19 protein-coding genes are annotated in these 25,012 nt (G+C 52.9%); 1 reads left to right on the top strand and 18 read right to left on the bottom strand.

Annotated elements, in window-relative coordinates:
- Positions 1 to 103: 103 nt before the first annotated feature.
- The 18 genes from HEQ17_RS12430 to HEQ17_RS12345 form a co-directional block, all read right to left on the bottom strand.
- Entirely contained in the window at positions 104 to 1,075 is a 972-nt protein-coding gene (locus HEQ17_RS12430) for an IS481 family transposase (protein ID WP_296293022.1), read from the bottom strand.
- Positions 1,076 to 1,514: 439 nt separating this feature from the next.
- Positions 1,515 to 2,396 carry an NAD(P)-dependent oxidoreductase gene (locus HEQ17_RS12425; protein ID WP_296293021.1) on the bottom strand — a complete coding sequence of 294 codons (882 nt, stop codon included), beginning with the start codon at positions 2,394 to 2,396 and terminating at the stop codon, positions 1,515 to 1,517.
- Positions 2,393 to 3,601 carry a glycosyltransferase gene (locus tag HEQ17_RS12420; RefSeq protein WP_296293020.1) on the bottom strand — a complete coding sequence of 403 codons (1,209 nt, stop codon included), beginning with the start codon at positions 3,599 to 3,601 and terminating at the stop codon, positions 2,393 to 2,395. Before HEQ17_RS12420 ends, HEQ17_RS12425 begins: the two co-directional genes overlap by 4 nt.
- Entirely contained in the window at positions 3,567 to 4,451 is an 885-nt protein-coding gene (locus tag HEQ17_RS12415) for a bifunctional 2-polyprenyl-6-hydroxyphenol methylase/3-demethylubiquinol 3-O-methyltransferase UbiG (protein ID WP_296293019.1), read from the bottom strand. Before HEQ17_RS12415 ends, HEQ17_RS12420 begins: the two co-directional genes overlap by 35 nt.
- Positions 4,452 to 4,460: 9 nt before the next feature.
- Positions 4,461 to 6,185 carry a hypothetical protein gene (locus HEQ17_RS12410; protein ID WP_296293018.1) on the bottom strand — a complete coding sequence of 575 codons (1,725 nt, stop codon included), beginning with the start codon at positions 6,183 to 6,185 and terminating at the stop codon, positions 4,461 to 4,463.
- A gap of 13 nt (positions 6,186 to 6,198) precedes the next feature.
- Positions 6,199 to 7,185, bottom strand: coding sequence for a trans-aconitate 2-methyltransferase (locus HEQ17_RS12405; protein WP_296293017.1), 987 nt, complete (start codon positions 7,183 to 7,185; stop codon positions 6,199 to 6,201).
- Positions 7,186 to 7,205: 20 nt separating this feature from the next.
- Complete coding sequence (locus HEQ17_RS12400; RefSeq protein WP_296293016.1) at positions 7,206 to 8,456, bottom strand: ABC transporter ATP-binding protein; 1,251 nt, start codon at positions 8,454 to 8,456, stop codon at positions 7,206 to 7,208.
- Between the two features lie 10 nt (positions 8,457 to 8,466).
- Positions 8,467 to 9,294: an ABC transporter permease gene (locus HEQ17_RS12395; protein WP_296293015.1), complete on the bottom strand. Its 828-nt coding sequence runs from the start codon at positions 9,292 to 9,294 to the stop codon at positions 8,467 to 8,469.
- Between the two features lies 1 nt (position 9,295).
- Positions 9,296 to 11,176 carry an asparagine synthase (glutamine-hydrolyzing) gene (gene asnB, locus HEQ17_RS12390; RefSeq protein WP_296293014.1) on the bottom strand — a complete coding sequence of 627 codons (1,881 nt, stop codon included), beginning with the start codon at positions 11,174 to 11,176 and terminating at the stop codon, positions 9,296 to 9,298.
- A gap of 14 nt (positions 11,177 to 11,190) precedes the next feature.
- Positions 11,191 to 12,186, bottom strand: coding sequence for an NAD-dependent epimerase/dehydratase family protein (locus HEQ17_RS12385; RefSeq protein WP_296293013.1), 996 nt, complete (start codon positions 12,184 to 12,186; stop codon positions 11,191 to 11,193).
- A 26-nt stretch (positions 12,187 to 12,212) separates the two neighbouring features.
- Positions 12,213 to 13,301, bottom strand: a complete 1,089-nt coding sequence (wecB, locus tag HEQ17_RS12380) for a non-hydrolyzing UDP-N-acetylglucosamine 2-epimerase (protein WP_296293012.1) — start codon at positions 13,299 to 13,301, stop codon at positions 12,213 to 12,215.
- Positions 13,298 to 14,416, bottom strand: a complete 1,119-nt coding sequence (locus HEQ17_RS12375; RefSeq protein ID WP_296293749.1) for a DegT/DnrJ/EryC1/StrS aminotransferase family protein — start codon at positions 14,414 to 14,416, stop codon at positions 13,298 to 13,300. The genes wecB and HEQ17_RS12375 overlap by 4 nt, the downstream gene beginning before the upstream one ends.
- Positions 14,417 to 14,418: 2 nt before the next feature.
- Positions 14,419 to 15,000 (bottom strand): acyltransferase, encoded by a 582-nt coding sequence (locus tag HEQ17_RS12370; protein WP_296293011.1) that lies wholly within the window; start codon positions 14,998 to 15,000, stop codon positions 14,419 to 14,421.
- Positions 14,997 to 15,944 (bottom strand): Gfo/Idh/MocA family oxidoreductase, encoded by a 948-nt coding sequence (locus HEQ17_RS12365; protein WP_296293010.1) that lies wholly within the window; start codon positions 15,942 to 15,944, stop codon positions 14,997 to 14,999. Before HEQ17_RS12365 ends, HEQ17_RS12370 begins: the two co-directional genes overlap by 4 nt.
- Before the next feature lie 17 nt (positions 15,945 to 15,961).
- The gene (tviB, locus tag HEQ17_RS12360) at positions 15,962 to 17,275 is read right to left on the bottom strand and encodes a Vi polysaccharide biosynthesis UDP-N-acetylglucosamine C-6 dehydrogenase TviB (RefSeq protein ID WP_296293009.1); all 1,314 of its coding nucleotides are present in this window, start codon (positions 17,273 to 17,275) and stop codon (positions 15,962 to 15,964) included.
- On the bottom strand, positions 17,272 to 17,859 hold the full coding sequence (gene rfbC / locus HEQ17_RS12355) for a dTDP-4-dehydrorhamnose 3,5-epimerase (RefSeq protein ID WP_296293008.1): 588 nt from the start codon (positions 17,857 to 17,859) through the stop codon (positions 17,272 to 17,274). Before rfbC ends, tviB begins: the two co-directional genes overlap by 4 nt.
- Positions 17,860 to 17,868: 9 nt before the next feature.
- Positions 17,869 to 18,303, bottom strand: coding sequence for a type II toxin-antitoxin system VapC family toxin (locus HEQ17_RS12350; protein ID WP_296293007.1), 435 nt, complete (start codon positions 18,301 to 18,303; stop codon positions 17,869 to 17,871).
- 2 nt (positions 18,304 to 18,305) lie between these two features.
- Positions 18,306 to 18,557 carry a pantothenate metabolism flavoprotein gene (locus tag HEQ17_RS12345; protein ID WP_296293006.1) on the bottom strand — a complete coding sequence of 84 codons (252 nt, stop codon included), beginning with the start codon at positions 18,555 to 18,557 and terminating at the stop codon, positions 18,306 to 18,308.
- A gap of 995 nt (positions 18,558 to 19,552) precedes the next feature.
- Between HEQ17_RS12345 and HEQ17_RS12340 the strand changes: the two genes are divergently transcribed.
- A complete protein-coding gene (locus HEQ17_RS12340) occupies positions 19,553 to 24,829 on the top strand; it encodes a calcium-binding protein (RefSeq protein WP_296293005.1) in 5,277 nt (1,758 codons plus the stop codon).
- Positions 24,830 to 25,012: the final 183 nt, after the last annotated feature.

The following is a 25,012-nucleotide window of genomic DNA, read 5'->3' as shown; positions in this document are numbered from 1 at the left end:
AAAGCACAGCGCAGGTTTTCCCAGCACACCACCGGTTGCAATAAGTTCGGAGCGTTAGTTCAAGATTTCTTGAAGACAGTCACAGCACCAAACTGGGCGCGTCCTAATTGTCGCATCCCGGATGATCGTAAGGCCTTTTTATAAACAAATGGGGATGAGAAGCGTACCAGTCTTTCATGGCCCTCATCGGTGTTTTGCTTTTAAGCGCTGACTGGGGTAACTGATGGTTGTACAGAGCCACGTAACGCATGAGCGTTTGCTCCAAATCTTCACCGCTGGTGAATCGGTGTGTCTTGAGCACATCAGCGATACGCCCGTTGAAGCGCTCGACCATGCCATTGGTGCGCGGCGTGCGTGGTTTGGTCAGGCGGTGTTCAATGTTCAAGGCTTGGCACAGTTGATCAAACTCATGGTTGCCCGTGGCCTGGCGCTCACGGCTGGCAAACAACCTGTCAGTGAACTCCTTGCCGTTGTCGGTCAGAATTTTCTGCATCTTGATCGGGCACGCCTTGTGCAGGGCATTGAGAAACGCTCGGGCTGCCGCTGCCGTCTTGTGGCTCTTGATCTGCACAAACACCCAGCGTGTGGCGCGGTCGATGGCCACAAACAGATAGCGCCTGCTGGTCTCGTCGGGCATCTGGGGCAGGTATTTGACATCGATGTGGATGAACCCCGGCTCATAGCTTTTGAAGGCTTTATGAGGCTCAGTGGGCTCTTTGGGCCTGAGCGCGTTGAGGTTGCCAACGCCGTGGCGACGCAAGCAACGGTCCAGACCCGAGCGTGTGGCCTGGGGGCAAAGAAACTCGCGGGTGACGGCCAGCAAATCATCCAGGGGCAACAGCAGCGTCTTTCTGAGTTCGACCACGATCTGTTCTTGCGCCGGTGTGAGCGTGGTTTGAAGCTTGTGCGGGGTGTGGGACGCGTCATGAAAGCTGTCTCGACCCTTCCACTTGTAAACAGTGCCTTCACTCACGCCGAAGCGCAACGCCAAAGTGGCAGCAGTCTCCGTGCTGGCTGCCATCTCCGCACGGGTGGCGGGCGTAGTACGTGCGTTTTTGTGCAAGGCAATCATCATGACAAGGCTCCCGGGTGGACTGCTGAGGTGTCGCAAAGATTGTCTATCAACTGCCGCATGACCTCTCTGGCCATGAACAACGGATACCGTTTTGAGTCAATGCAATCATCCGGGATGCGACACCTAATCTTACTCGATGCATCCACCGTAGCGCCCGTTAAATCTATGGACGATTCTTTGCTAGCCTGGGCCCAGAGTTTTGTCAGCCGAGTCATTCACAAATATTCGTCGCCTTTCCGTATCTTCGGATAAGAACTGAAATTAGCTTTGAAAGTCGCTTGGGCCGAAAAATCCCGACGTCACCCTTTCGAAGTCCAAAAAAATTTGATCCCTGCGGCCAGGGCTTCACGTTTTTGTACGGGAACAATGACCGATGATCCAGCGGAGTTTGCATCTGATAAATCCTTATGCAGAAGAAATACGCCATCAAAAGCAGAGCTTAGGCTCCGGGCGACCTAAGCCCGGTCTCGGCAATATTCGCGAGCCCTTGATCGAAGCGCAGTAACGACCTGCCGACATAGGCGTCGAGCAATGTTGTGTCAGCGATAAGATCCATCGTACGCGGGGCCACTGCTTCCGAGAACACCGGCTTGAGACCGCGCAGTCTCCCCCACACCGAGGCAATTTCCCGGATATTTATAACCTGCGGACCAGCAAGATTCAACACTTTGGGGCCGCCAGAGCAGGCAAGCGAAATTAAAACGTCGACTGCATCATCTACATAACAAGGGTTGATGCGGAGGCCTCCATCAGGGGATCCCTTTACGCGCGGGGCGCAGACGATTTGACGACCTTGCTCTACGCTATCAATGAGATTAGATATAAGTTTCTCAGTCTGGTCCGGCCCGTAAACCGCGAACACACGCACCAAGGTCACACGTAGTTCACCCTGGAGAAAGTTTAATGCCTGTTCACCCTGCACTTTACTAAAGGGATACCAATGACTGCCCTCCACTTCGTCAGATTCCTTGAGCGGTTCAAACCCAGGTTTATAAACATTGCCGGTCGAAAGATAGACGAAATTCTTCGCTCCAGCTTTCGCTGCGGCAGTTGCAACCTGTAGCGGAGCGGCACAATTGACGGCAAGAAGGTGCCATGCCGCATCCGGGACGTCACGATACCGCGGAGACTGAGCAGCATAAATTACCGCGTCAATTTCCTCCGCGAACGCAAAATCTGGCTCCAAAAGCCCGGTGCGCGGATCAAGCCCCGTGCCGTCCCGTGAACTCATGGCGATCACGCGGATGCCACGCTTGCGCATCTCCGCAACAACATGTCTTCCGATATACCCGTTTGCACCAACAACAGCGACAGTATTCATAGTCTTATATTTGCATCCTCATAGGCTAGCCTTAACCGATTGGCAAATGCCGATAAACCGTAATGCCGTTCCATATATTGCCTGCTCTGTTTTCCGATAGCCGCCAAATCGGCGCGATGTGTCATGAACCAGCGCAGACGATCTGCGATTGTTTCGGGCGTGACATTAATCAGGGGGCAGTTTGCAGCATCAAGCAGGTATTCCGGCTTGCGAATAAACACCATGACCGGTTTTCCCAGGGCCATGGCTTCAAGTGCAAAGTAGCCGTGAAAACCAATCAGACACTGGTCAAATACGATATCCGCCGTCCGGTAAATCTTCATCGCCTCAGCATTGGGCACTCGTTCCACAAGGACCAACTCAATGTCAAGCCCCTCTTGGCGCAAGGTTTCTACAGCAGTGATCAGATGACGGCTACCTTTGAACTGGCGGTGATTTGAAGCGTGCACCACACGTAGCAACACATTGGAATCAGTAGCCTCCGCTAAACCATTGTAGATCGGGCTATCAAGATCGAGCGGCCAGAAATGAAGATCGTGACGGGCGAGCGGAAGATATTCATTCATATCCCCCATCGACGCCATCATGACTGCGGTTTTCTTGACTCGCGCAATATTGGCATCGGCACGGCTTGTGTCGCAAATGCAATGCTTTTCAGGTACGTCGCAATCTGTGCAGCAATTGGGCTCACCCAGCGCTTGAGTCACCGAGCGCGTTCGGACATCCGCACCATAAGTCCAGACAACGTGCTTTAGACCAGCAAGCCTGTATAGAAAGAGCTCGCGCGGGTTGAACTCGAATGCAGTCGTCGATGCCAGCAGGCCGCCGTCGCAGTAGGTATGCACCCTCTTGCCGACGAGCAACACCCAAAGCAGCAGCCCCCAGGATGACACGTAGCGGAACACTCGGTTCTTGCTGATGAGACTGGTGTCGATATCGAACGCTTGGGTCACAAAATAGGTCTGCGTCACGATGCTGATGCTGCGCACACCGAGCAAACGCTCTGCCCGACAGTTGACTGCCATCGCGATGATCGGTTGCCCGCACCACACAGAGTATGCAGAATCCCGCAACAGCACCTGAAACAGTACCCGTAGCGGCAACAAAAGTGCCAACAGGAGCACCAGCACGGACTCTATGACAATACGCAAACGGCGCATGCTGTCGATCTCAACCCGCTCGCTGACCTCTAACAGTGATGCCATAGAAATCCTCGCATTCCTGTCGTACGACAAGACCCGCCTCGGCGAACCAGGCCTTGACCTCGCCCATGGTGTGGCGCGTACAGAGTTGAGGGTGATACCAGTCGTAGTTAATCGCCACGTTTTCCTGATGCTTCATTGAACCATTCCAGAAGCATTTCAGAAAAAAATGGTAAAAAAGACGCTGCACGTCGTACTCGCCAGCGGGGATTTTGAGAACCTCGACTTCAGGCACCGTGACCTTGACGTTTAGCTCGGTCAGCGCCTTTCCAAAATCCGTGACCTGCTGCATCAAGCGCATAGCCTCCTCGTACGGTAGATTTGAGATTTTTTCACGCACGTAATCATCTGCATACTCTCGGATCGGGGCCTTGATCTTGTAGACATAAATGGCGATCTCGCCCCGGTCGTTCAGGCGTCGGGTCAGGTTAAGGAAGCCCCCCTTGGGATCAGCGGTATGGTGCAGCACTTCCTGACAATAAATGAAATCGAACTTACCAAGCTCGCTGAGGTCTCCAAGCAGGTCACCCTGCCGGACGCTGACTCGCTCAAGATGCTTGAGGTTTTCGGCAGCCACATGTGCGGCCGTGAGATCTATGCCAACAATCTGCGTAGGTTCAGCGGACAGAGCTTGTAGCAAAGCCGTAACGCGGCCGTTGCCGCAACCCGCGTCAAGCACGCGACCTTTGCCTAGCAAAAAGGCCTGGAATTCCTCTTTTGTCGCAAACCCGTTGCGGCGCAGAATCCATCCAAAAATATCGGATTTTTCGTTGAGCGTTTCGCTGAAGGCCAATTGGGTGTTGTTTTCCCATTTTTCGCGGAAGCTGGAAAAAGTCTGGTCTTTTTGTGTCATGTTGTTTTCTCACTGGGTCGATGATGCAAGAGTATTGCCGAGCAGGCTTGCAAACTGGGCCACCTGCAAATTGACGGTTTCCTGTTTCGCGTGATGTTCAGATATCCACTGGCGCGATCGCTGACCAATTTGCGCGAGTGCTGAGGGGTTGGCAAGCAGCGCTGAAACCTGGGTAACGATGTCGTCTTCGGTACGGCAATTAATTACGGGTGGCAACACAGGGTATTGGGCCTTCAGCAGGGGTTCGTTGAGATAGGTCAGGATGGGAGCACCGACGGCCATGGCCTTGAACACCACACCCCCAAAGGCACCGAGTTTGAACTGATCGACTACGACGTCGGCCGCCATCGACAGCCGCTCGAACGGAATGACCGGCAATGGCGGCGTCCACTCGACATTGGCGACAAGTCCGAGGGATGCAATCAGCTCCTTGCTTTGCGCAACATTCCTGCCCCAGTCGCAGCAGACCGCGCCAACGCGCAAACCTGCGGAGCGCAGCCTGCCCATGGCCCTAAAAAACACATCGTTGGATTTGTCCGCGTAGCCCGTCCCCTCGACCCAGTCCTGCCGAGTAGGAAAGAAGAACAAGAAATCGGCATTCAACTTGATTTGCAGGCGCTGGCGTTGCTCCACGCCACCTTTGACGTACTGGCCATGCTGATCGTCGAACGGATGGTTAATGAAGGTGAAACGCTGGCCGACAAGCCGTTCAGCGCTGGCCACGCAGTCAAAGTTTGTGACGAACACATGGGCGGCTTCGTGATATGACGCCGAAGTCATCCGACCTTGTAAATCATCATGGTAAGGAATATGGCGCAAAGTTCCGTGCTCAAATGCAAAATAGGGAACGCCTGCCAACATCGGGTACGCCGGATCGGTGGAATAGCCGATAACAATGTCGTAGTATTTCAATACCCGAATCCATTCCTCGCCATTCCCAGGATGACCAAGCAAGTCCGACTCGGACGGCGACATGCACCCCGCCGGAAATGCGCATGCCCACTTCTTAAGCAACATCGCATGAAGCGGCGACATAGATTCGTCAGACGAGGCCGTCTGCATACTGTCAATTTTTGTTACGCGAAAAACGGCCGTCCGAAGACCCGATGTCGCGCGCAGCACGGCATCCCTAGCCGCGACAAAACCCCCAGCGATTGGGCCGAGCCTGTCGGCGCCCAACAAAGGCATCCTGTTAGCAAACACAACCGCCATCTGCTCGGCATCGAGCGTCATCAGACGGCGCAGTTTTCGCCGAAACTGAAATGCCGCCATACGATATTTAAATCCGGACAACAGACTAAATGACCATTTGGTCCAACCTCTTCGAAAGCCAAACGGGGTTGTATGGTTGAATAGCCCAAGAACTCTCCATAACCTGCTGCTCCTAAGAAAATCGCCCGCATTTTTTGCAGCCAAATAAGCAAGGCACAGAGTGACAGGTCCCTGCACAAACCATTCAGGTCGCCGGAATCCATGTAGATCTATCTCGCACCAGCGTGGATGGAAGTCATCCGAAAGAGTATTTTCAAAATCGGCATCTTCCCATTCGGGACAGCCCATGATGTGATAGTAGTCATAACAAAGAACATCACATTCAAAACCCGCTTCGATAAGGAGTTTTGCGTTGTTATAGGCGTTATTGGCAATATTGCCAATGTGTAAGATCTTCGGCCGGTACCCATGCCTCACAGCTGTCCGATCAGAAGTCTTAGATATGGGCTTTCCGAGAGTCATTTATCAGTCATTTCTACTCACGACCCGCGGTGGGCTCTGTATCACCCGCTATTTGGGAGCCTTGGTTTGGGTTTGCAGCACTGTCGACAGTAAGGTGTTTTTCAATTATTGCAGCGGCAGCGTCTACCATAGCCAGAAACTCAGCCAAGTTCTCTATTTTGTTTTCTTTAATAGCAAGCTCAACACAGCGATGCACTTCCTGAAAGTCGGCGTAGTTTTTCTCAGCAACATAGTGGACTTCCTGCCCCTCCTTATGTTTAACCGATTCATCTAAAATTTTCGCTATCTCCACTATTTTTCTGTCTTGAACGCGCGACAAAAACGGGCTAACTGGATTTCTAAATTCAATTTTTGATACGGCAAAAGTAGCATTTATCATCTCAAAAAAATTAGCTGCAGCATAGGCATGATGTGCGGGGCCCGGATCGGGCTCAGGATATTCTCGCGTGTGCGTCAATCTGTAAGCCAAGTGTCGTAAGTTCATAAGCGCACCTGCAAACCAGCCCCCACGATCACCCACTCTCCCAGCCATGAGCGGTTCACGACCAACCAGGCTTCCATGTTCATCCATTACCCGTGAAATCTCCAAAAGCGATCTAGGGAGTTCCTTGTCAGGCACATGGTGAAAAGCACTTGAGACTATAACTAGATCAAATTCACCAGGAATTGCCGGGATTGAAAACATACTCCCAACACGAAAGTCGCCGTCTGGATGTAAAAGACGAGCCTCATCAATCATTGCCGGACTCAAATCAACGCCGACCAATGCGCCCATATCTGGTAATTGAGCTTTGAGCTCAGTCCATAGTGATGCAGGTCCACAGCCCAAGTCCAATATCCGGTCACCGCGCTTGTACTTGCTCTTAATAAAAGCGATAAACATCTCGCTATGCCAAGCCATAAGGGGCGCAGCATGATAGTCACGGTTATACCTGAAAGCGATTTGGTCTTCAAACTCACGTTCTCTATCTTCAAAATTTTGATTGCTATCTAGTGTCATAATCAGTGATGTGATAGTCCTTAAAGGAAAGAATCAGTATTTAATCGCGGATACTCAATCGACATAGGTTGATCAAACAATGTGCTTAATGGTCTGCTTTTGCGTTTTACATCGATTGAGGTAGTGCGATCCCACATGCAGTATGGATCAACGTAGAACGCCGAAGAAGATCCCGTTTTCTGAGGGAAAAGTGCAGTAGATAAATAAAAATTCCCGTCCCCCAGCATTATGCTGTCTATCTTTATTACTATCTCGTGATCCCCTATCTCGAAGTTACCCAGATTAAACATCTTGGGCTCATGCGAAAACCAGCTTGTCACCGCAATACCGTCGCTTCGCATCAATCTTATCCAGACCGCTGGGTTCTCAATCCTTTGCTCACATCGAAATTTTATTTTAAACTTTAAACTATCATATTGATAAAAAGCATGCTGAACTAAGTCGTTTTCATTAAAAACTCCAAAATCAATAATTTGAACAGCTGCAGTCTTGATTCTGTCGCCAGTCTGATTGGTGGAATTAGATATGCGCTTCGATGCAGCATCGAGAATCCGCTGATCGTAGTGCGAGCAAACGTCAATCGCAGGCCCCATCATAATTAGTTGGCCTGCATCAATTAACAACGCTCTCGTACATAGACGCCGTACGAGGTCCGTAGAATGTGACACAAAGAGAACAGTTGCACCAGATTCACAGATTTCTCGTACGCGCTGTAGACATTTATTAACGAAGTACGCATCACCGGCCGCCAATGCTTCATCAACTATGAATACATCAGGATCGACGCTGATAGCGGTTGCAAAAGTCAATCTGGCTTGCATGCCACTTGAATAGGTTTTAAAAGGCTGATCTATCACTTCGCCTAGTTCACTAAACAAGATTATCGCTGGAACCTTTTGTTCAATCTCTTCACGTGACATACCCAAACACATCCCGCCCATTATTATATTTTCGCGACCGGTGTATTCTGGGTGGAAGCCTGAGCCTAGTTCTAGGATCGCGGATATTTTTCCGAAAATCTCAGCACTTCCCTCTGTCTTATCTAATGTCCCAGTGAGTATCTTGAGCAATGTACTTTTACCTGCGCCATTAGCGCCTACAACGCCCACCACCTCACCTTTTAACACCTCAAAGGAAATGTCTTTAAGAACAACACGCTCTGTATGGCGCTTTTGCCCAAAAACCAACTCCAGCACCATATCTAAGGGCCGAGCGTAAATTTTATAGTTTTTAGATAAATTTTTTACCCTGATCGCAACGCCGTTCTTCATAAAAGATTTCTTACAAAATATTACCGAAAGTCGGCTTCAGTCTTCGAAACAATCGGTAACCAAGTACAAAAACCATCAAACTAACGGCCGTGTTGACGGCCCAAGCCCAAGGATGCTCGATGCGACCAAAGTACAAGACATCTTGATAGCACCAAATTAAGTAACTAAATGGATTTATATATAGCAATGGTTTGAATAGACTTGGCACCCACGACGGAAGATAAAAAATCGGCAGCAAATAAACGCCTGCCGTGACAAATAATTGAATGAAGTCCTTCATGTCGCGAAAGTACGTGCCGACAGCGGCCAGCAAGTACGCAATGCCCATCATGGCAATAGCCTGTAAAGTGAAAAGTATGGGTAGTAAAAAATAAGTCCAAGGGAGTTTGCCGTTGGTGGCCAGCACATAGAGTACCAATAAGGCTGTCAAAATTCCCTGCTGGAAAACCGAGACTATTACCCCCTTGACAGGCAATATTTCGAGCGGAAATACTACTTGCTTAACTAGCGCTGCATTTCCAGTAATAGCGGTGCAGCTTTTAGCCATTGTCTCTTGAAATCCCATCCAAGCCAAGAGTCCAGAAAGTAGATAAGTGGTGTAGTCAAGGGGCATCTCAACCGTATTACCAATCCTTGTCTTAAATACAAAAGCGAAAATAAAAACGTAAAGACCCATCATGAATATCGGGTGCGCCACCGCCCATATCACGCCAAAGGCTTGGCCAACGTAACGATCCGACACTTCTCGTCTAGCCATCTCTAATGTCAGTTGGCGATGACGTAATAATATGAGGTATGCCTCTTTAAGTGCTTGTAGATGACCGCGCAATAGCCACATATTAAAAATTAAAAATATCTAATGTTTTTTCTAAACTCAACAGCGACCAAATTAACAGGCGTCGGTTTTCGCGGCCCTCAAGGTGATCGTCGACCAGCGAACGCACAGCATCCGGGTTCATGAATTCGTAGATCCGCGGGTTGCCCTGGTAGAGCTTGCGCTTCACGTAGTCAATACTTTCGCCCTTGAACCAGCTTGCATCTGGGGCAGAAAAACCCTGCTTTGCCGCATCGGTGATTTTCTGCGGAATATGCCTCTCCATCGCCTTTCGCAACAAGAGCTTACCATCTTTAGTCTTCTCGAAATACTTTGCGGTCTTGGAGCCAGTTTCATTTTCATTGAGTCGCACAACCTCGCCAAGATTGCCAAGCTTCAGGCGCGCTGGTAGGCGCATGGCAAAGTCGACCAGGTCGTTGTCCAGAAAAGGCACGCGCGTTTCAAGCGAATGAGCCATGCTCAGCTTGTCCTCAACCACCAACAGGCCATGAAGAAATGTCTTGGCCTCGAAATACAACGAGTGGTTAATGTAATCTTCTGGCCGCGTCAATGAAGGCGCATGGTGTGCAAAAACGTCCTTGAAAATATCGCGGGTCTTGATGTGTGACACATCGCCCCAGATCGGGCTGAGCACGTTAGCCATTTCGCGGTTCGGTATCAAGCGTTGCCAGAAGCCGTAATACTTGTCAATGTAATGATCAAAATCGTCATTGACCACGGCGCGGTAGTAGCGCCACGGATACCCCCCGAACAATTCGTCGCCGCCGGTGCCAGAAAGCACCACCTTGACGAACTTGCTGGCCAGTTGCGCCGCGTAAAAGTTGGGATAACTTTGCCCGACGCGCGGCTCCTCCAAATGCCACGCCAATCGCGACATCACACGCTCCATGTCACCGGCTTTTAGCACCATCTCGTAGTGCTCTGTTTTGAACATATAAGACATGTACTCTGCCGTGGATCGCTCGTCATAACCAAGTTCCACGCCCGAAGCTGAGTTGAGATCAAAGCCGCAGGTGAACGACTTGATGTAGGGTAATTGTTTTGCTGCGATCGCAGTGACCGAGCCGCTATCCATACCGCCGCTCAAGTAGGCGCCGACGTCTACGTCGCTGACCAATTGCCGCGAAACGGCTTGTACGAATAAGCGGTCAAGTTCCTCGAGGTAATCGCCTTCATCGCCCTTGCCTTCCGGTTCGGTGAATTCGTAATCCCAGTACTGAGTCACTGCGACAGTGGCAGGGCCGCTATTGGCACGAATCAGCGCGTAGCTTCCAGCGGGCAGCAATTTCACGCCATCGAAGAGGGTCTGATCCGTGAAAAAATTCTGGAACGTCAAATACTCGAGCAGGCCGTCACGATTCATGCGAGATTTGACCAGGCCACCAGCCAGCAGTGCCTTGACCTCCGAGCCGAAGCTAAGCGTACCGTTTTCGAGAGCGTAGTACAGCGGCTTTATGCCATAGCGGTCCCTTGCAAGCACGAGGGTCTGCTCCTGACGATCCCATAGCGCTAACGCGAACATGCCATTGAACCGATTGAGTGCGTTCACTCCCCACTCGACAAAGGCATTCAACACAACTTCAGTGTCCGAGCGGGAGCGAAAACGATGACCCCTTGCTTGTAGCTCAGCGCGGAGTTCGTTGAAGTTATAAACCTCTCCGTTATAGGTTATCAAATAACGCCCTTCGACGGAAACCATCGGCTGATGACCGCCATCCGTCAGGTCGATAATCGACAGGCGCCGATGGCCAAGCCCTACAGAGCCATCTACAAAACATCCCTCGCCGTCAGGGCCCCGATGTTCGATTGCATCGGTCATTTTTTTGATCATTACGACAGAAGCCGGGAAACCGTTTCCGTGAAATACACCCGCTATGCCGCACATGGAAAAGACTCCGATCAGAGACCAACAGCCTGACGGCGAGAATCGACCTCAGACTTATGGCTGGCGCGCCATTCGATCAGTCGCTTGAGTCCTTCATCTAGGTCAATACCGGCCGTGAACTTGATTTCCTCAGAGGCACGCTTCGCGCTACCGATGCGATTGCGCACAAGGGTGGCTTGACTGCGAGGAGCGAACTGGATCGGTTTGGTGCATCCTGTGAGTTTTACGACCTTTTCTGCGAGTTCCTTTAAAGAGGTGCGTTTCCCGGTGCCAACATTGTAGAAACGGTCAACAGTTTCGGCCTTCATCGCGCAGACATTGGCTGCTCCGCAATCCTCGACCGCAACAAAGTCAAACGCTTCGCTACCGTCACCGAGAATCGTTGGGCCCTCGCCACGATCAATTGCATCGAGCATCTTCATGATGACCGCAATGTAGGCGCCGTGGTAATCCTGACGCGGACCGTAGACATTCATATAACGCAGGCCCACAAAGTTCAGGTTATAGCGAAAGTGAAGGGCGCGGGCCATGGCCTCGCCGCAAATCTTAGTTGCACCATAAAAGTTCTTGTTGTTGAACGGGTGATCTTCGGTCATGGGCTCTTCAACAGCGTCACCATAGACTGAAGCAGAAGAGGAATAAACTAGACGACTGACATTTTTCTTGATGCACGCCTCGAGCACGTTGAAGGTGCCACGCACGTTGACGTCAAAAGCAGAACGTGGGTATTCATGACACTGCAGCAGCCATAGGGCAGCGAGATGGAAGACGCCATCGGCACCTTCCAGCGCAGACTCAAGGATGTCCGAGTGCAGAATTTCACCGCCTACATCGTAAATCTTGACACGTGGATCCCTCAACGCGTTGGAAATATTTTCCTCGCGGCCGCGAAGGAAATTATCATAAATGACAATTTCCTTAACGTCTTGCTGGATCAGCTTGTCCACAGTATGAGATCCGATCAAACCGGCGCCGCCAATAACAACTAGTTTTTTACCTTGAATGTCCATAACATACTCCAAAAAAATTAAAATTTCTAAGCGCCAAGTAACGCAGCAATTTTACGTGCAGCGAATCCATCGCCGTAAGGCAAAGAATCACTACGGCTTAGCTTACTTTGCAGCATCTTTTCTGCCGCCTCTACGATCGCTCTTTGAGATGAACCCACAAGCCGATTCATCCCCAAGTTTACTGTCTCCACCCACTCCGTTTCGTCACGCATGGTGATACACGGCACACCGTAGAAAAAAGCCTCTTTCTGCACGCCGCCAGAGTCTGTCAAAATAATTTGAGCCGACTGCTCTAGGGCCACCATGTCCAGAAACGGAAGCGGCTCAGTTATTTTCAATGGCTGCAAAAGATGAGCTAGACCGTTTTCATTTACCAGCTTGCGCGTCCGTGGATGTAATGGCAAAACCACCGGTAACTTGGTTGCAATGGAAGATAGCGCTTCAAGAATGTTTTTTAGGCGCTGCGGATTGTCGGTATTTTCTGCTCTATGGCATGTAGCCAGAGCAAAGTCATTCGCGGCAAGACCCATATAAGTCAAGATTTTACTTTGCTCTCGTGCCTTGTCGCGGTAATAAAGCGCAACGTCGTACATGACATCGCCAACATTGTGGACACCCTTGAAAATTCCTTCTGCAGCAAGGTTTGTGACCCCGGTTTGCGTTGGGCATAGCAACAGCGTTGAGATGCGATCTGAAACAATGCGGTTTACCTCTTCGGGCATGCGCATGTTATGTGAGCGCAAGCCTGCCTCCACGTGGGCGACCGGTATGTGCAACTTTGCCGCAGCAAGCGCACCCGCCAAGGTGGAGTTGGTGTCGCCATAAATGAGAACCCAGTCCGGCTTTTCTTGCAGAAGAACGCCTTCTACAGCCTCAAGCATGCGACCAGTCATGACGCCATGGGTGCCGCCAGATATCTCAAGGTTGTGCCGTGGGTGTGGAATGCCCAATTCTTCAAAAAAAATGCCAGACATATTCGCATCGAAATGCTGGCCGGTGTGCACCAATACCTCCTCAATACGGCCCGAATACTCTTCGCGAATGGCCCGGGACAAAGCCGCGGCCTTGATGAATTGCGGCCTGGCACCGACGATGGTGAGAACTTTTACGGTCATACCGCTACCGCCTGCTTTAAAGCGGCAATGATGTGGTCAAGGGTGGCATCATCAAGGTCGGGGCTTAACGGCAGGCTCATGACGCGCTGCGCAGCCCACTGGCTGTTTGGCGTGCATTCCGCACAGCACAAGTGCTGGTATGCGGGCTGCATGTTGAGTGGTACGGGGTAGTGGACTGCGGTAGGCACGCCATGCTCTTGCAGTTTTTGCTGAACCTGCGCGCGGTTGTCGACCTTGATCGTGAGTTGGGCCCATACGCTGTTGCGATCAGTGCGTACAGTGACCATATCTGCATGGATACCTGCAGCGGCAATTTTGCTGCGGTAAGCGTCACCTAGTTCGAGGCGGCGTTTGACCTCCCAGTCAAACCGCTCCAGCTTCGCAAGCACTACTGCACACTGCAGTGTGTCCATACGACCACCAACCCCGACACGGGTATGGTAGTAGCGGCGCTCTTGGCCATGTACGCGGATTTCGCGCAAGGCTTTAGCAAGGACATCATCATTGGTAAATATTGCTCCGCCATCGCCATAGCACCCCAATGGTTTACTGGGGAAAAAACTGGTGCAGCCAATGGTTGAAAGGTTGCAACTCTTGCGTGAGGTTGCACCCCCACCGGAGTAGTCCGCCCCAAAGCTTTGGGCCGCGTCCTCAATAACCGGAAGATTGCCATGCCTAGCGGCAATCGCATTGATGGCATCCATGTCGCAGACCTGGCCATACAACGAGACGGGCATGATGGCTTTGGTGCGCGGAGTAATCTTTGCTTCAATCAGGGACGCATCCATGAGGCATGTGTCACGCTCAATATCGACAAAAACGGGCTTAACACCCAGCAACACCATCACCTCAGCGGTTGCAACAAAGGTAAATGGGGAAGTAATAACCTCGTCCCCCGGGCCTATGCCAAGGGCCATAAGGCTCATGAGCAACGCTTCAGTGCCAGAGGAGCAGGTAATGCAGTGCTTTGAACCCGTGTAGGCCTCGAGCTTTTCTTCGAGTTCCCTTACCTCTGGGCCCATGATGTATTGGCCGTGATCCAAAACGGCGTCAATTCTTGCTTGAATTTGCGGCTTGAGCTCTTGGTATTGGGTTTTAAGATCGATGAAGTGGATGGTCATGATGGAACTCTCTTCAAGGTGTTGGCGCTGAGTTTGTATTGATGTCCCGTATAAGGGCATATGTAATCACCTTGACCATCCACAGGTAGAGGAATTTGTTCGCCATATTCGCTCATCCAACCGATTTGGCGAGCGGGCACACCAACCATCAGGGCGTAAGGCTTGACATCTTTATTAACAACGGCACCAGCACCAATAAAGGCGTATTCACCTACGGTTGAACCGCAAACGATGGTGCAGTTGGCTCCGAGCGTGGCCCCTTTTTTAATCAGTGTGTCGCGATACTCGTTTTTACGTTCGATGAGCGATCGAGGGTTGTAGACGTTGGTGAAAACCATACTGGGACCGCAGAACACGCCCTCTTCCAAGGTGACGTTGTCGTACACCGACACGTTGTTCTGGATCTTGCACTTGTCACCGATGGTGACTTTGTTGCCCACAAAGACGTTTTGACCCAACGAAACACCCTTGCCGATTTTGGCTCCGCCACACACGTGCACAAAGTGCCAAACGCGAGAGCCTTCGTCAATTTGCGCACCTTCGTCAACGATGGCGCTGGGGTGTACGGTGTAGTTCATGACAATTGGCTCACAAATGGATGGACTTCATTGGCATCAGCTTTCACAACTTGTGCTGTGCGGATGACGTTGACAGTTTCGATGCAGTGGCGGGCATCAGCCAGACCATAACCACGACCCGCCAAGATTTCGCTGTAGCTCGTGGTGTGCAAGTCGGTAAAGCCTTCGCTAAATTCAAGCTGTTCGCCGCTGATGTCGATGTTGCGGTAAGTGGTCTTTTTGCCTTGCACTTCGGCGGGCAGATCGTTGGCGTCGATGGACAGGAACCAGCGAACGCGGGCGCGTTCGTATTCCAGATAGCCCGCTGCTTTTTGGGTGCCACTGTGATGCACCACATTACGTTGGAGCTTGCCAAAGATAAAGTGCAGCATGTCGTAAAAGTGCACGCCGATGTTGGTGGCCACGCCGAAGGATTTGCGGTTGTCGCCTTTCCAGCTTTCCATGTACCACTTGCCTCGGCTGGTGATGTAGGTCAGTTCGACATCAAACTTGGTGTCTTTGGGTGCCGCAGCCACTTTGTCGCGCAGTTTCAGGATCGCGTCGTGGTGACGCAACTGAAGGATGTTGTAAACGCGTTTACCAGTTTCTTTTTCAACCAGCGCCAGCTCGTCCATCAGCTCTGGTGTCGGCACCAGTGGTTTTTCGCAAATCACGTCACAGCCCAAACGCAGCGCAGCGGTAATGTGCGGGTGGTGCAAGTAGTTGGGCGAACAGATGGCCACATAGTCGAGCTTTGTCGCGGGATTGCGTTTGGCTTGGTAAGCAAACTCTTGGAAACGCTCGAACTCGGTGAAGAATTCGCTTTGTGGGGAGATGCTGTCAATGATGCCGACCGAGTCGTTGATGTCATAAGCCACCGACAGGTTGTGGCCCAGGTCCTTGATGGCGCGCATGTGACGAGGCGCGATGTAGCCGGCTGCGCCGATGAGTGCAAAATTTTTCATGTGTATTGACTCTCTGATCAAAAACGGAAAACGCTGAAGCCCTGTGCATCGAGCTCGTGGCGATCAAATAGAGACTTAAGATCACCCAAGACAGGTTTGTGATTAGTGCTGCAAAAAGCCTTGAGTTCTTTAGCCGTCAGGTGCCTGAATTCATTGTGACCCACTGCAACAATGATGCTGTCCACAGGCTTTGCTGCACTGATTTCACTTAGCTCAATTCCATATTCGTGCTTGACCTCATCAGCATCAGCCCAAGGATCAGACACAACAACAGTGACACCCCAAGCTTGCAGTTCTTTGACCAAATCGGCCACTTTGCTGTTGCGGATGTCAGGGCAATTTTCTTTGAAGGTGATGCCCATGACGCCGACTTTGCTCCGTGCTACGTCGATTCCATTTTGAAGCATGCGTTTAATGATGGAACGAGCTGCGTAACGTGCCATATTGTCATTGATACGACGCCCTGCCAGAATGACTTGCGGGTGGTAACCCAATTCTTCTGCTTTATGGGTGAGGTAATAAGGATCAACACCGATGCAATGACCACCCACCATGCCCGGACGGAAAGGCAAGAAGTTCCACTTGCTGCCTGCGGCTTCCAACACTTCAAGCGTATCAATACCGATGCGTTCAAAAATCACCGATAGTTCATTGACAAACGCAATGTTCAGATCTCGTTGCGAGTTTTCAATAACTTTGGCTGCTTCAGCCACTTTGATGCTGCTGGCTTTCCAGGTGCCTGCCTTGATGATCTCTTGGTAAAGGTCATCGACAGCATTAGCTACTTCAGGAGTGCTGCCACTTGTGATTTTCCGGATGGTGGTTAACGTGTTCACTTTATCGCCCGGATTGATGCGCTCCGGACTGTAACCACAGAAAAAGTCTTGATTGAACTTAAGTCCGCTGACTTTTTCCAGCACTGGCACGCAAACTTCTTCGGTTGCACCGGGGTAGACAGTGGATTCATAAATCACGACATCGCCAGACTTGAGGACTTTACCGACTGTTTCACTGGCTTTGACCAAAGGCGTCATGTCGGGACGATTGGCTTGGTCAACTGGCGTCGGTACAGTCACGATGAAAACTTGCGCTTGCTTGAGTTCTTCAAGTGATGAGCTGTATTGCAGTTGACTCGCCGCCCGGAGTTGCTCAGGGCTGCATTCGAGAGTGTGATCCGTGCCACTTTTGAGTTCCTGGATTCGAGCTGTATTGATATCAAATCCGATGACTGATCGGTGCTTGCCGAATTCAACTGCTAAAGGCAATCCAACGTAACCAAGTCCAATGATGGCGATTTTTTTTTGGTCGAAGGACGTAATTTTTTGGCTCATGATTTTGTATTGGATTTTGTTTTTGTGAATTTTGCGTTTGGCAGCTCTGCGCCACTTAAATGAATACCGCGCTGATCTTTGTCTGACAAACGATATGACAGCTGGTGTGGCCACTGGATACCAATGGCCGGGTCGTTCCAGGCGATGCAGCGTTCGTACTGTGGAGCGTAATAGTCAGTGGTTTTGTACAAAAAGTCTGCTGTGTCAGTCAGCACCACAAAGCCATGGGCAAAGCCGGGTGGCACCCAGAGTTGTTTGTGGTTGTCTTCGGTCAACTCGACCCCTGCCCATTGGCCAAAGGTGGGGGAGCTTTGGCGGATGTCCACCGCCACATCAAACACCGCGCCGCGCACCACGCGCACCAGCTTGCCTTGGGGTTGTTGCACTTGGTAGTGCAGGCCACGCAACACGCCTTGGGCGCTGCGGCTGTGGTTGTCTTGAACAAATTGCACTTTCAGGCCCGTGGCTTGGTTGAAGTCTTGCTGGTTGAAACTTTCAAAAAAGAAGCCCCGCGCATCGCCAAAGACCTTGGGCTCGAGGATGAGCAGGTCGGGGATGTGGGTGGGGGTGACGGTGTAGGGCATGAGGTGGAATCAGTGGTCTTGCCACGGGTTGTTTAACTTCAGGCCTTCGATCCCAACAAAGTCCTTGGTGTTTCGGGTGACCAGTTCCAGGTTGGCCACCAATGCAATGGCTGCAATTTGTGCATCGGCTGTGTCAATGGGTCGCCTTGCAAGTTGGCGTTGCGCTCGCACCATGGCATAGCGGCCGACGGCCAAGCCCCCAAAGTCCAGGCAACGACCTGCAAAATCTTCTTCAAAAATTTGGCGGGCTGCTTGCGCCATGGCTTCACTGCGTTTGCCGGCTGGCGACAAGGCAATGCCAGCCAGGATTTCTGCATAAGTGATGACACTGGTGTGCAGTTGACTGGGTGCTTGCGCTGCAAACCAATCCAGCACTTGAGGTGCGGGCGTTGGACGCATCAACTCAGACAACACATTGGTATTGACCAGAAAGCCGGCGCTCACGTTCAGGTCAGGTCAGGGACGGCTCGGGTGGCTGGCCGCTCGAGTTCTGGTGTGGGGTCAACCCCCAAACCCTGGAAGCGCTCATGAATCCGCATGGCAAATGCCAAACCGCTGGTGGGGCTTGCTTCTGCGGCCAAGGTGCTTTGCAAGATGTTTCTGACTTCTTGCTCCATGGACAAGCCATGGCGCGCAGCGCGCAAACGCAAGCTGGCTTTGAGTTGATCGTCCAGATTTCGAATGGTGATGCTGCTCATTTTGCGCCCCTTAATTTGATTGCAATGATTGCAATGATGGCATTGTAATCATTTGGGGTGGCCCGCGCATCGCCAAAGTGGCAGCAGTCTCCGTGCTGGCCACCATCTCCGCGCGGGTGGCGGGCGTAGCAGGTGCGTTTTTGTGCAAGGCAATCATCATGACAAGGCACCCGGTTGGACTGCTGTGGTGACGCAAAAATTGTCCATCAACTGCCGCATGACCTCTTTGGCCATGAACAGCGGATACCGTTTTGAGTCAATTCAGTCATCCGGGATTCGACAGTTGCCAAGAGGGTCATTGTTTGTCGTTCAAAGCATAGTCACGTCAATCTTTTGAGCAGGCTACCGCGACCCTTTGTCACTAAAAAGAGGATAACAAGCTGCCTTAATTAAAAGGCGAAAACCTTGGATTGTACGGCGGAAACCTTGTCCACCGAGGTATGAGCCTGAGGGGAGGGGATGAGTATTTCCATGCAGAAGTGAGCCGAACCCGGACATTTGCTGCTGAACTGGTGTCTTGAGCCTAAATCCGGCAGTTACCCTGCCGCTGCAAGTTGGGCTGACGGTAGCCAAGGTGGCAGTGGGCGCGTGATTTTGGCTGCGCTGTGTTTTTTGCTGCGGCAGACGACAACGTCCAGCACCAGGCGCAGGTTGCCAACCCAGTATGTGTGCAGTGCGTGGCTCGGGCGCCCGGGTTTGTTGCTTCACCCATTTGGTGACTCCAATGCATCCATTGAAACTGGCGTCCAGTCTAGCTTGCAGACGGTTTACGCAATGTCAACTGCCGGCAATAGGTTGATCCCAACTGTCCGAAATGGCCGTGCAAATTCTTTCCACAGCGTCATTAAACCGTCACAAAAAGTCGGCAGACTGAAGTTCGTTGATGGTTAATTTCTTCACAACCGCATGCAACCTGGGGCTTTTTTCAGCAGGCAAAGATCCCAAAGCTGTTGCATTTTTTAACCGACTTAACTGAACTGAACAGGAGCCAGATCATGAGCAACAAAAATTGGGGTAACGCGTTGAAAAACTCAGGCAAGATCCTGGCGCACCTTTCGCACATACCGGGCACGAGCAGCAGCGGGGAAAACGGTATGGGGGAATACCAATTCAAAAACTATTCCAATAATTTTGGGGCATTTGGTATGAAGATAGGCTGGGGGGTCAAGACTTCAATGAGGGCTTACGGCTCGGATGTAAAGGATCCGTCCCAATCAATGAGCCTGAGCACAAAACTTGGCCTACTTGAGGGCAGTGTGTCAGGAAAACTGACGGGCGGGGAGGCGACCATCGGTGTAGGAACTTTTATGGATGGCCCGACCGCTCTGAGGACGGCCGCTGGTGTGGTGGGTGCAGCCGGGGCAGTTGCCGCCGTACCCACATTGGGGGGGAGTGCCGTCGGTGGTACTGCCATCGCCACTGGTCTGATGGCGCTTGCTGAAGTATTAGAAAAATCCGGATTCAAGTTGGAAGCGAAGGCGGGTGTTCAAGTGAATTTGGGAATAGATTCAAAAACGGGTAACTACTACATCAGGATAAACACCGAAAAGTCTGGCAAGGCTGGCACGGACGGCGGTGTCATCAATGATTTTGGCGAAGGGTCCGGGCGGTCGTGGCAAATCGTATTTGATGGCAAGGGTGATTGGGGGTCCTCCAACTTGGAGGCTCTTTTCGCTGACGACCCCAAGAACAAGAAGCGGCCGGGCATAGGTGACGGCGGCGGTGATGCGGGCAATGGTGCGACTGCTTCGCGGTTTCGAGACCCACTGGTACTTGATCTCGATGGCGACGGCATTGAAACCGTGGGTACGGACGGGGGCTCAGTCATTTTGTTCGACCATGATGCGGACGGCGTCAAGACGGGGACTGGCTGGGTCAAGTCTGACGACGCGCTGCTGGTGCTTGATCTGAATGGCAACGGCACCATCGATTCGGGGCGTGAACTCTTTGGTGTAGACACTCTAAAGCGCAATGGCCAACTGGCCACTGACGGGTTTGATGCACTCCGAGATCTGGACGCTAACAATGACCGCAAGATCAACGCCGCAGACAGCGTGTTTGCTAACTTGCGCATTTGGCGCGACTTGAACCAGGATGGCATCAGCCAAGCGAACGAGTTGTCCACTCTCAATCAAAATAACATTATTGAGATTAGTCTCGACGCAAATGCCGCGCGCATCAATCACGGCAATGGCAATGTACAAACGGCGACAGGCTTCTACACACGCTCCAATGGCACTAAAGGAATCGTCGCAAATCTGGACTTCGCGTTTGACACCTTCCATCGGGAGTTTATAGATGAGATTGTGCAGGACAATGCAGTAAATGCCTTGCCGAATCTGGAGGGTTCAGGCCGCGTTCGCGATTTGAGCGACGCGATGACCCTATCGCCAGACCTGCGCGCCTGGGTAGCAACCTATGCCGAAAAGAAGACCAGGCAAGGCCAGATAGAAATGCTCGACGGCTTTGTTGAGCGATGGGCCAGTACCTCCGACATGCAGTCGCTGCAGCAACAAGCCAATGCTCTTTCTGGCAGCGGCGTCACACTGACCTACCGGCTCACAGGGCTGACTCAAGGCACGGCTGCCTACGATAGTTTTATCCAAAAGCTGGGCGTGGTCGAGCGGTTCATGGGATTCACGTATGGTGGAACCACCGGGCAAGCCCGGCTCACCGCTTTGGACGCCAATTCTGGCAATGTCTATGTGAGGCTGCGGAGTGATCAAGTTGACGGCATCTTATTGGCCTATGAGCGATTCAAAACAGACACTTATGAGTCGCTGCTGCTGCCAACGCGTTATGGTCAGTACCAGATCGGTACGGCAGACATGATCAATGCTCAGTCAATAGAAGCTTCATTTAGCACAGCCATTGCGACCAATGCACGAGACGGCATCATCGATTTGATCGAGTTTATCAGTGCAGCGGGTCTAAATCTTCTGCAAAACGACTATGGCTGGAACGCCACCGGCTTTCTCATTGACCAGATCAACGCCGCGCCCGACATAGGTTTATACAGTAAAGACAGTAGTAGCTTGTCGGTGCGCACCGCAGGCTCTTGGCTTACCCTTGGTACAGCGCTGGCGGATCTGTTGGTGGGAACAGCGGGCGCAAATACCCTTAGAGGAGACGCTGGCGACGATATCCTTCTCGGCAAAGGCGGCGACGACATATTGTATGGCGGCGCAGGCAACGATATTCTGGACGGTGGCAGCGGCAACGACGTCCTTTACGGCGGCGATGGCAACGACGACATGCTGGGCGGCGAAGGCGACGACCTGCTCTATGGCGACAATGGCAATGATGTTTTGGAGGGCGGCGACGGAAACGACACGCTGACCGGCGGCAACGGCGACGACCTGCTGGAGGGCGGCGCAGGCAACGATACCCTCTACGGCGGCATCGGCAACGACGTGCTGGAGGGCGGCGCGGGCAACGACAGCCTGGTGGGCGGCGACGGCAACGACGTGCTGGAGGGCGGCGACGGCAACGACGTGCTGAAGGGCGGCATCGGCAACGACACCTACCGGTTCGCCGTCGGCGCGGGCGTGGATAGCATCATGGACTACGACCCCACCGCTGGCAACACCGATGTGGTGACCTTTGCCGGGGTGGCGTCCACTGCGCTGACCGCGTTGGAGCGCAAGGGCAACGATCTGGTCATCAAGTACGGCACCAGCGACCAGCTGACCGTGCGCGAGTATTTCCGCTCCGCTGGCTACAAAATTGAACAGTTCAAGTTCAGCGACGGCGTGACCTGGGATGAAGCGGCCATCATGTCGCGCGTCATCAACATAGGCGATGACAACAACCGCATCAACGGCTCGGACGGCGGCGGAACCATCTACGGTACCGTACTGGCCGACACGATTGTCGGTGGGAACGGTAATGACAGGCTCTTTGGAAATCCCGGCGACGACACGCTGGAGGGCGGCGCAGGCAACGACAGTCTCTTGGGCGGCGATGGCGACGACATATTGTATGGCGGCGCAGGCAACGACAGTCTCTCCGGCGATAGCGGCGACGACACGCTGGAGGGCGGCGATGGCAACGACCAACTATGGGGCGGCGCCGGCGACGACACGCTGGAGGGCGGCGCAGGCAACGACACCCTCTACGGCGGCGATGGCAACAACACCTACCTGTTCGCCGTTGGCGCGGGTGTGGATCGTATCGTCGACACTGGCACCGCTCTCACCGCTCGCACTGGTGTGGTGTCCTTTGCCGGGGTGGCGTCCACTGCGGTGACCGCGTTGGAGAACAGGGGCGGCAATTTGGTCATCAATTACGGCACCAGCGACCAGCTGACCGTGGAAGGTTTTTTAAACATCGGCTGGGATCAGTACCAGTCCACAGTCGCGCAGTTCAAGTTCAGCGACGGCGTGACCTGGGATTTAGCGGCCATCAAGGCACGCGTCACCACCTACGGCGATTACAACCCAGTAATATTCGGCGTCAATGACAGTATCTCTGGCTTCAGAGACAGCACCAATCGCATCTACGGTCTGGAAGGCAACGACAATTTGAGCGGTGGCGAGCTGGACGACCTGCTGGACGGCGGGAATGGCAACGACTCCCTCTCCGGCGGTGCCGGTGCAGACACCTTGCGGGGCGGCGCAGGCAACGATAACCTCTACGGCAACGACGGCGACGACATATTGAATGGCGGCGACGGCAACGACTACCTAAGGGGCGGCGCCGGAAACGATACGCTGGAGGGCGGCGCAGGCAACGACACCCTCTACGGCGGCGATGGCGACGACACCTACCTCTTCGCGGTCGGCGCGGGCGTGGATGAAATCTTCGAAGACAATGACACCAACGGTGGCTTTGATGTGGTGATCTTTAAAGATGTGGCGTCCACTGAACTGACCTCGTTGGGGACCGATATCAACAAAGGCAGACTGATCCTCAAGTACGGCACAAGTGACCAGCTGGCGGTTATCAACTATTTCGGTGGCGGCACAATCGAGCAGTTCAAGTTCAGCGACGGCGTGACCTGGGATAGAGCGGCCATCATGTCGCGCATTGATGTCACTGGAGGCGACAGTAGCGATTGGCTCAATGGCTTCGACGCCTACGACAGCCGCCTCTACGGCCTGGGCGGCAACGACTCCCTGTACGGCGGCTCCAAAAACGACGTGCTGGACGGCGGCGCAGGCAATGACTACCTCGAGGGCGGCGCAGGCAGCGACACCTACCGGTTCGCCGTCGGCGCGGGCGAGGATCGCATCAGGGAATACGAAACCACCGCTGGCGACATCGATGTGGTGAGTTTTGACGGGGTGGCATCCACTGAGCTGACCGCGTTGGAACGCAAGGGAAGCGCTCTGATCATCAAGTACGGCACCAGCGACCAGCTGACTGTGGAAGGATATTTCGACTCCGCTGACTCCAGAATCGAGCAGTTCAAGTTCAGCGACGGCGTGACCTGGGATGCAGCGGCCATCAGGTCGCGCGTCATCAACACCGGCGATGATACCGGCGATTTCACCTTCCGCTTCAACGGCGACGACCGCAACAACACCATCTACGGCTCGGGCAGGAGCTTACTGGACGGCGGTAAAGGTAATGACACACTCTTTGCCGGCTCCCGTGCATCCAAATTGCTGGGCGGCGACGGCAACGACGTGCTCTATGGCGGCAACGGCTACGACATACTGGAGGGCGGCGACGGTGACGACCTACTGGACGCCGCCGACGGCGACGACGTACTGGACGGCGGCGCAGGCAACGACCGTCTGCGCGGTGGCTCAGGCTTCGATGTTTTGAAAGGCGGCGCAGGCAACGACACCCTCGACGGCGGCGCAGGCGACGACACCCTCGACGGCGGCGCAGGAAACGACACGCTGGACGGCGGCGCGGGCGACGACACGCTGGACGGCGGCACGGGCAACGACACCTACCGGTTCGGCAGGGGCTCGGGCAAGGACACCATCAACAACTACGACGCCACGGGCAGCGAAAACGACCGTGTGGTGATAGGTGCTGGCGTGTCAGAAAACCAAATCTGGTTTAAGCGAATGGACAACGATCTCCAGTTGACGTTGATTGGCACCAACGACATGTTGACCGTTAGAAATTGGTACAGCGATTCCGCTCATCGTGTCGATGGCTTTGATCTGGGTAGCGGCAAGCGTTTGCTCGAAGGCCAGGTCGATGCCCTCGTCTCCGCCATGGCCAGCTTTGCACCGCCTGCCCCAGGTCAGACGTCGATCCCAACAGCGTATCAAACGGCACTGAATCCGGTGATTGCCGCGAACTGGAAGTAAGCCGCCGGTCACCAAGGCCACGGTCTTGGCCCCCCTAAGCCCCCCCAAGCTGCCTCACTGGCTTGGGGGGCATATTGATAAAGAAACAGCGTTTGATGACACAAGTACCTCAAGACGGCCTATCCCATGTAGGGCTGACGGTCGGCGGAGAAACCCAAAAACAAAGGTCAGATGTACCAGCGG

It is taken from the genome of Limnohabitans sp., from assembly GCF_023910625.1.
Classification (GTDB): Bacteria; Pseudomonadota; Gammaproteobacteria; order Burkholderiales; family Burkholderiaceae_C; genus Limnohabitans_A.
Note: the sequence above shows the minus strand (reverse complement) of the source record. Positions and strands in the feature narration are given on the sequence as shown.

Bases quoted from the DNA above. Each gene is read 5' to 3' on its own strand.
- HEQ17_RS12430 (WP_296293022.1), bottom strand. From the start codon at position 1,075: ATGATGATTGCCTTGCACAAAAACGCACGTACTACGCCCGCCACCCGT.
- HEQ17_RS12425 (WP_296293021.1), bottom strand. From the start codon at position 2,396: ATGAATACTGTCGCTGTTGTTGGTGCAAACGGGTATATCGGAAGACAT.
- HEQ17_RS12420 (WP_296293020.1), bottom strand. From the start codon at position 3,601: ATGGCATCACTGTTAGAGGTCAGCGAGCGGGTTGAGATCGACAGCATG.
- HEQ17_RS12415 (WP_296293019.1), bottom strand. From the start codon at position 4,451: ATGACACAAAAAGACCAGACTTTTTCCAGCTTCCGCGAAAAATGGGAA.
- HEQ17_RS12410 (WP_296293018.1), bottom strand. From the start codon at position 6,185: ATGACTCTCGGAAAGCCCATATCTAAGACTTCTGATCGGACAGCTGTG.
- HEQ17_RS12405 (WP_296293017.1), bottom strand. From the start codon at position 7,185: ATGACACTAGATAGCAATCAAAATTTTGAAGATAGAGAACGTGAGTTT.
- HEQ17_RS12400 (WP_296293016.1), bottom strand. From the start codon at position 8,456: ATGAAGAACGGCGTTGCGATCAGGGTAAAAAATTTATCTAAAAACTAT.
- HEQ17_RS12395 (WP_296293015.1), bottom strand. From the start codon at position 9,294: ATGTGGCTATTGCGCGGTCATCTACAAGCACTTAAAGAGGCATACCTC.
- asnB (WP_296293014.1), bottom strand. From the start codon at position 11,176: ATGTGCGGCATAGCGGGTGTATTTCACGGAAACGGTTTCCCGGCTTCT.
- HEQ17_RS12385 (WP_296293013.1), bottom strand. From the start codon at position 12,186: ATGGACATTCAAGGTAAAAAACTAGTTGTTATTGGCGGCGCCGGTTTG.
- wecB (WP_296293012.1), bottom strand. From the start codon at position 13,301: ATGACCGTAAAAGTTCTCACCATCGTCGGTGCCAGGCCGCAATTCATC.
- HEQ17_RS12370 (WP_296293011.1), bottom strand. From the start codon at position 15,000: ATGAACTACACCGTACACCCCAGCGCCATCGTTGACGAAGGTGCGCAA.
- HEQ17_RS12365 (WP_296293010.1), bottom strand. From the start codon at position 15,944: ATGAAAAATTTTGCACTCATCGGCGCAGCCGGCTACATCGCGCCTCGT.
- tviB (WP_296293009.1), bottom strand. From the start codon at position 17,275: ATGAGCCAAAAAATTACGTCCTTCGACCAAAAAAAAATCGCCATCATT.
- rfbC (WP_296293008.1), bottom strand. From the start codon at position 17,859: ATGCCCTACACCGTCACCCCCACCCACATCCCCGACCTGCTCATCCTC.
- HEQ17_RS12345 (WP_296293006.1), bottom strand. From the start codon at position 18,557: ATGAGCAGCATCACCATTCGAAATCTGGACGATCAACTCAAAGCCAGC.
- HEQ17_RS12340 (WP_296293005.1), top strand. From the start codon at position 19,553: ATGAGCAACAAAAATTGGGGTAACGCGTTGAAAAACTCAGGCAAGATC.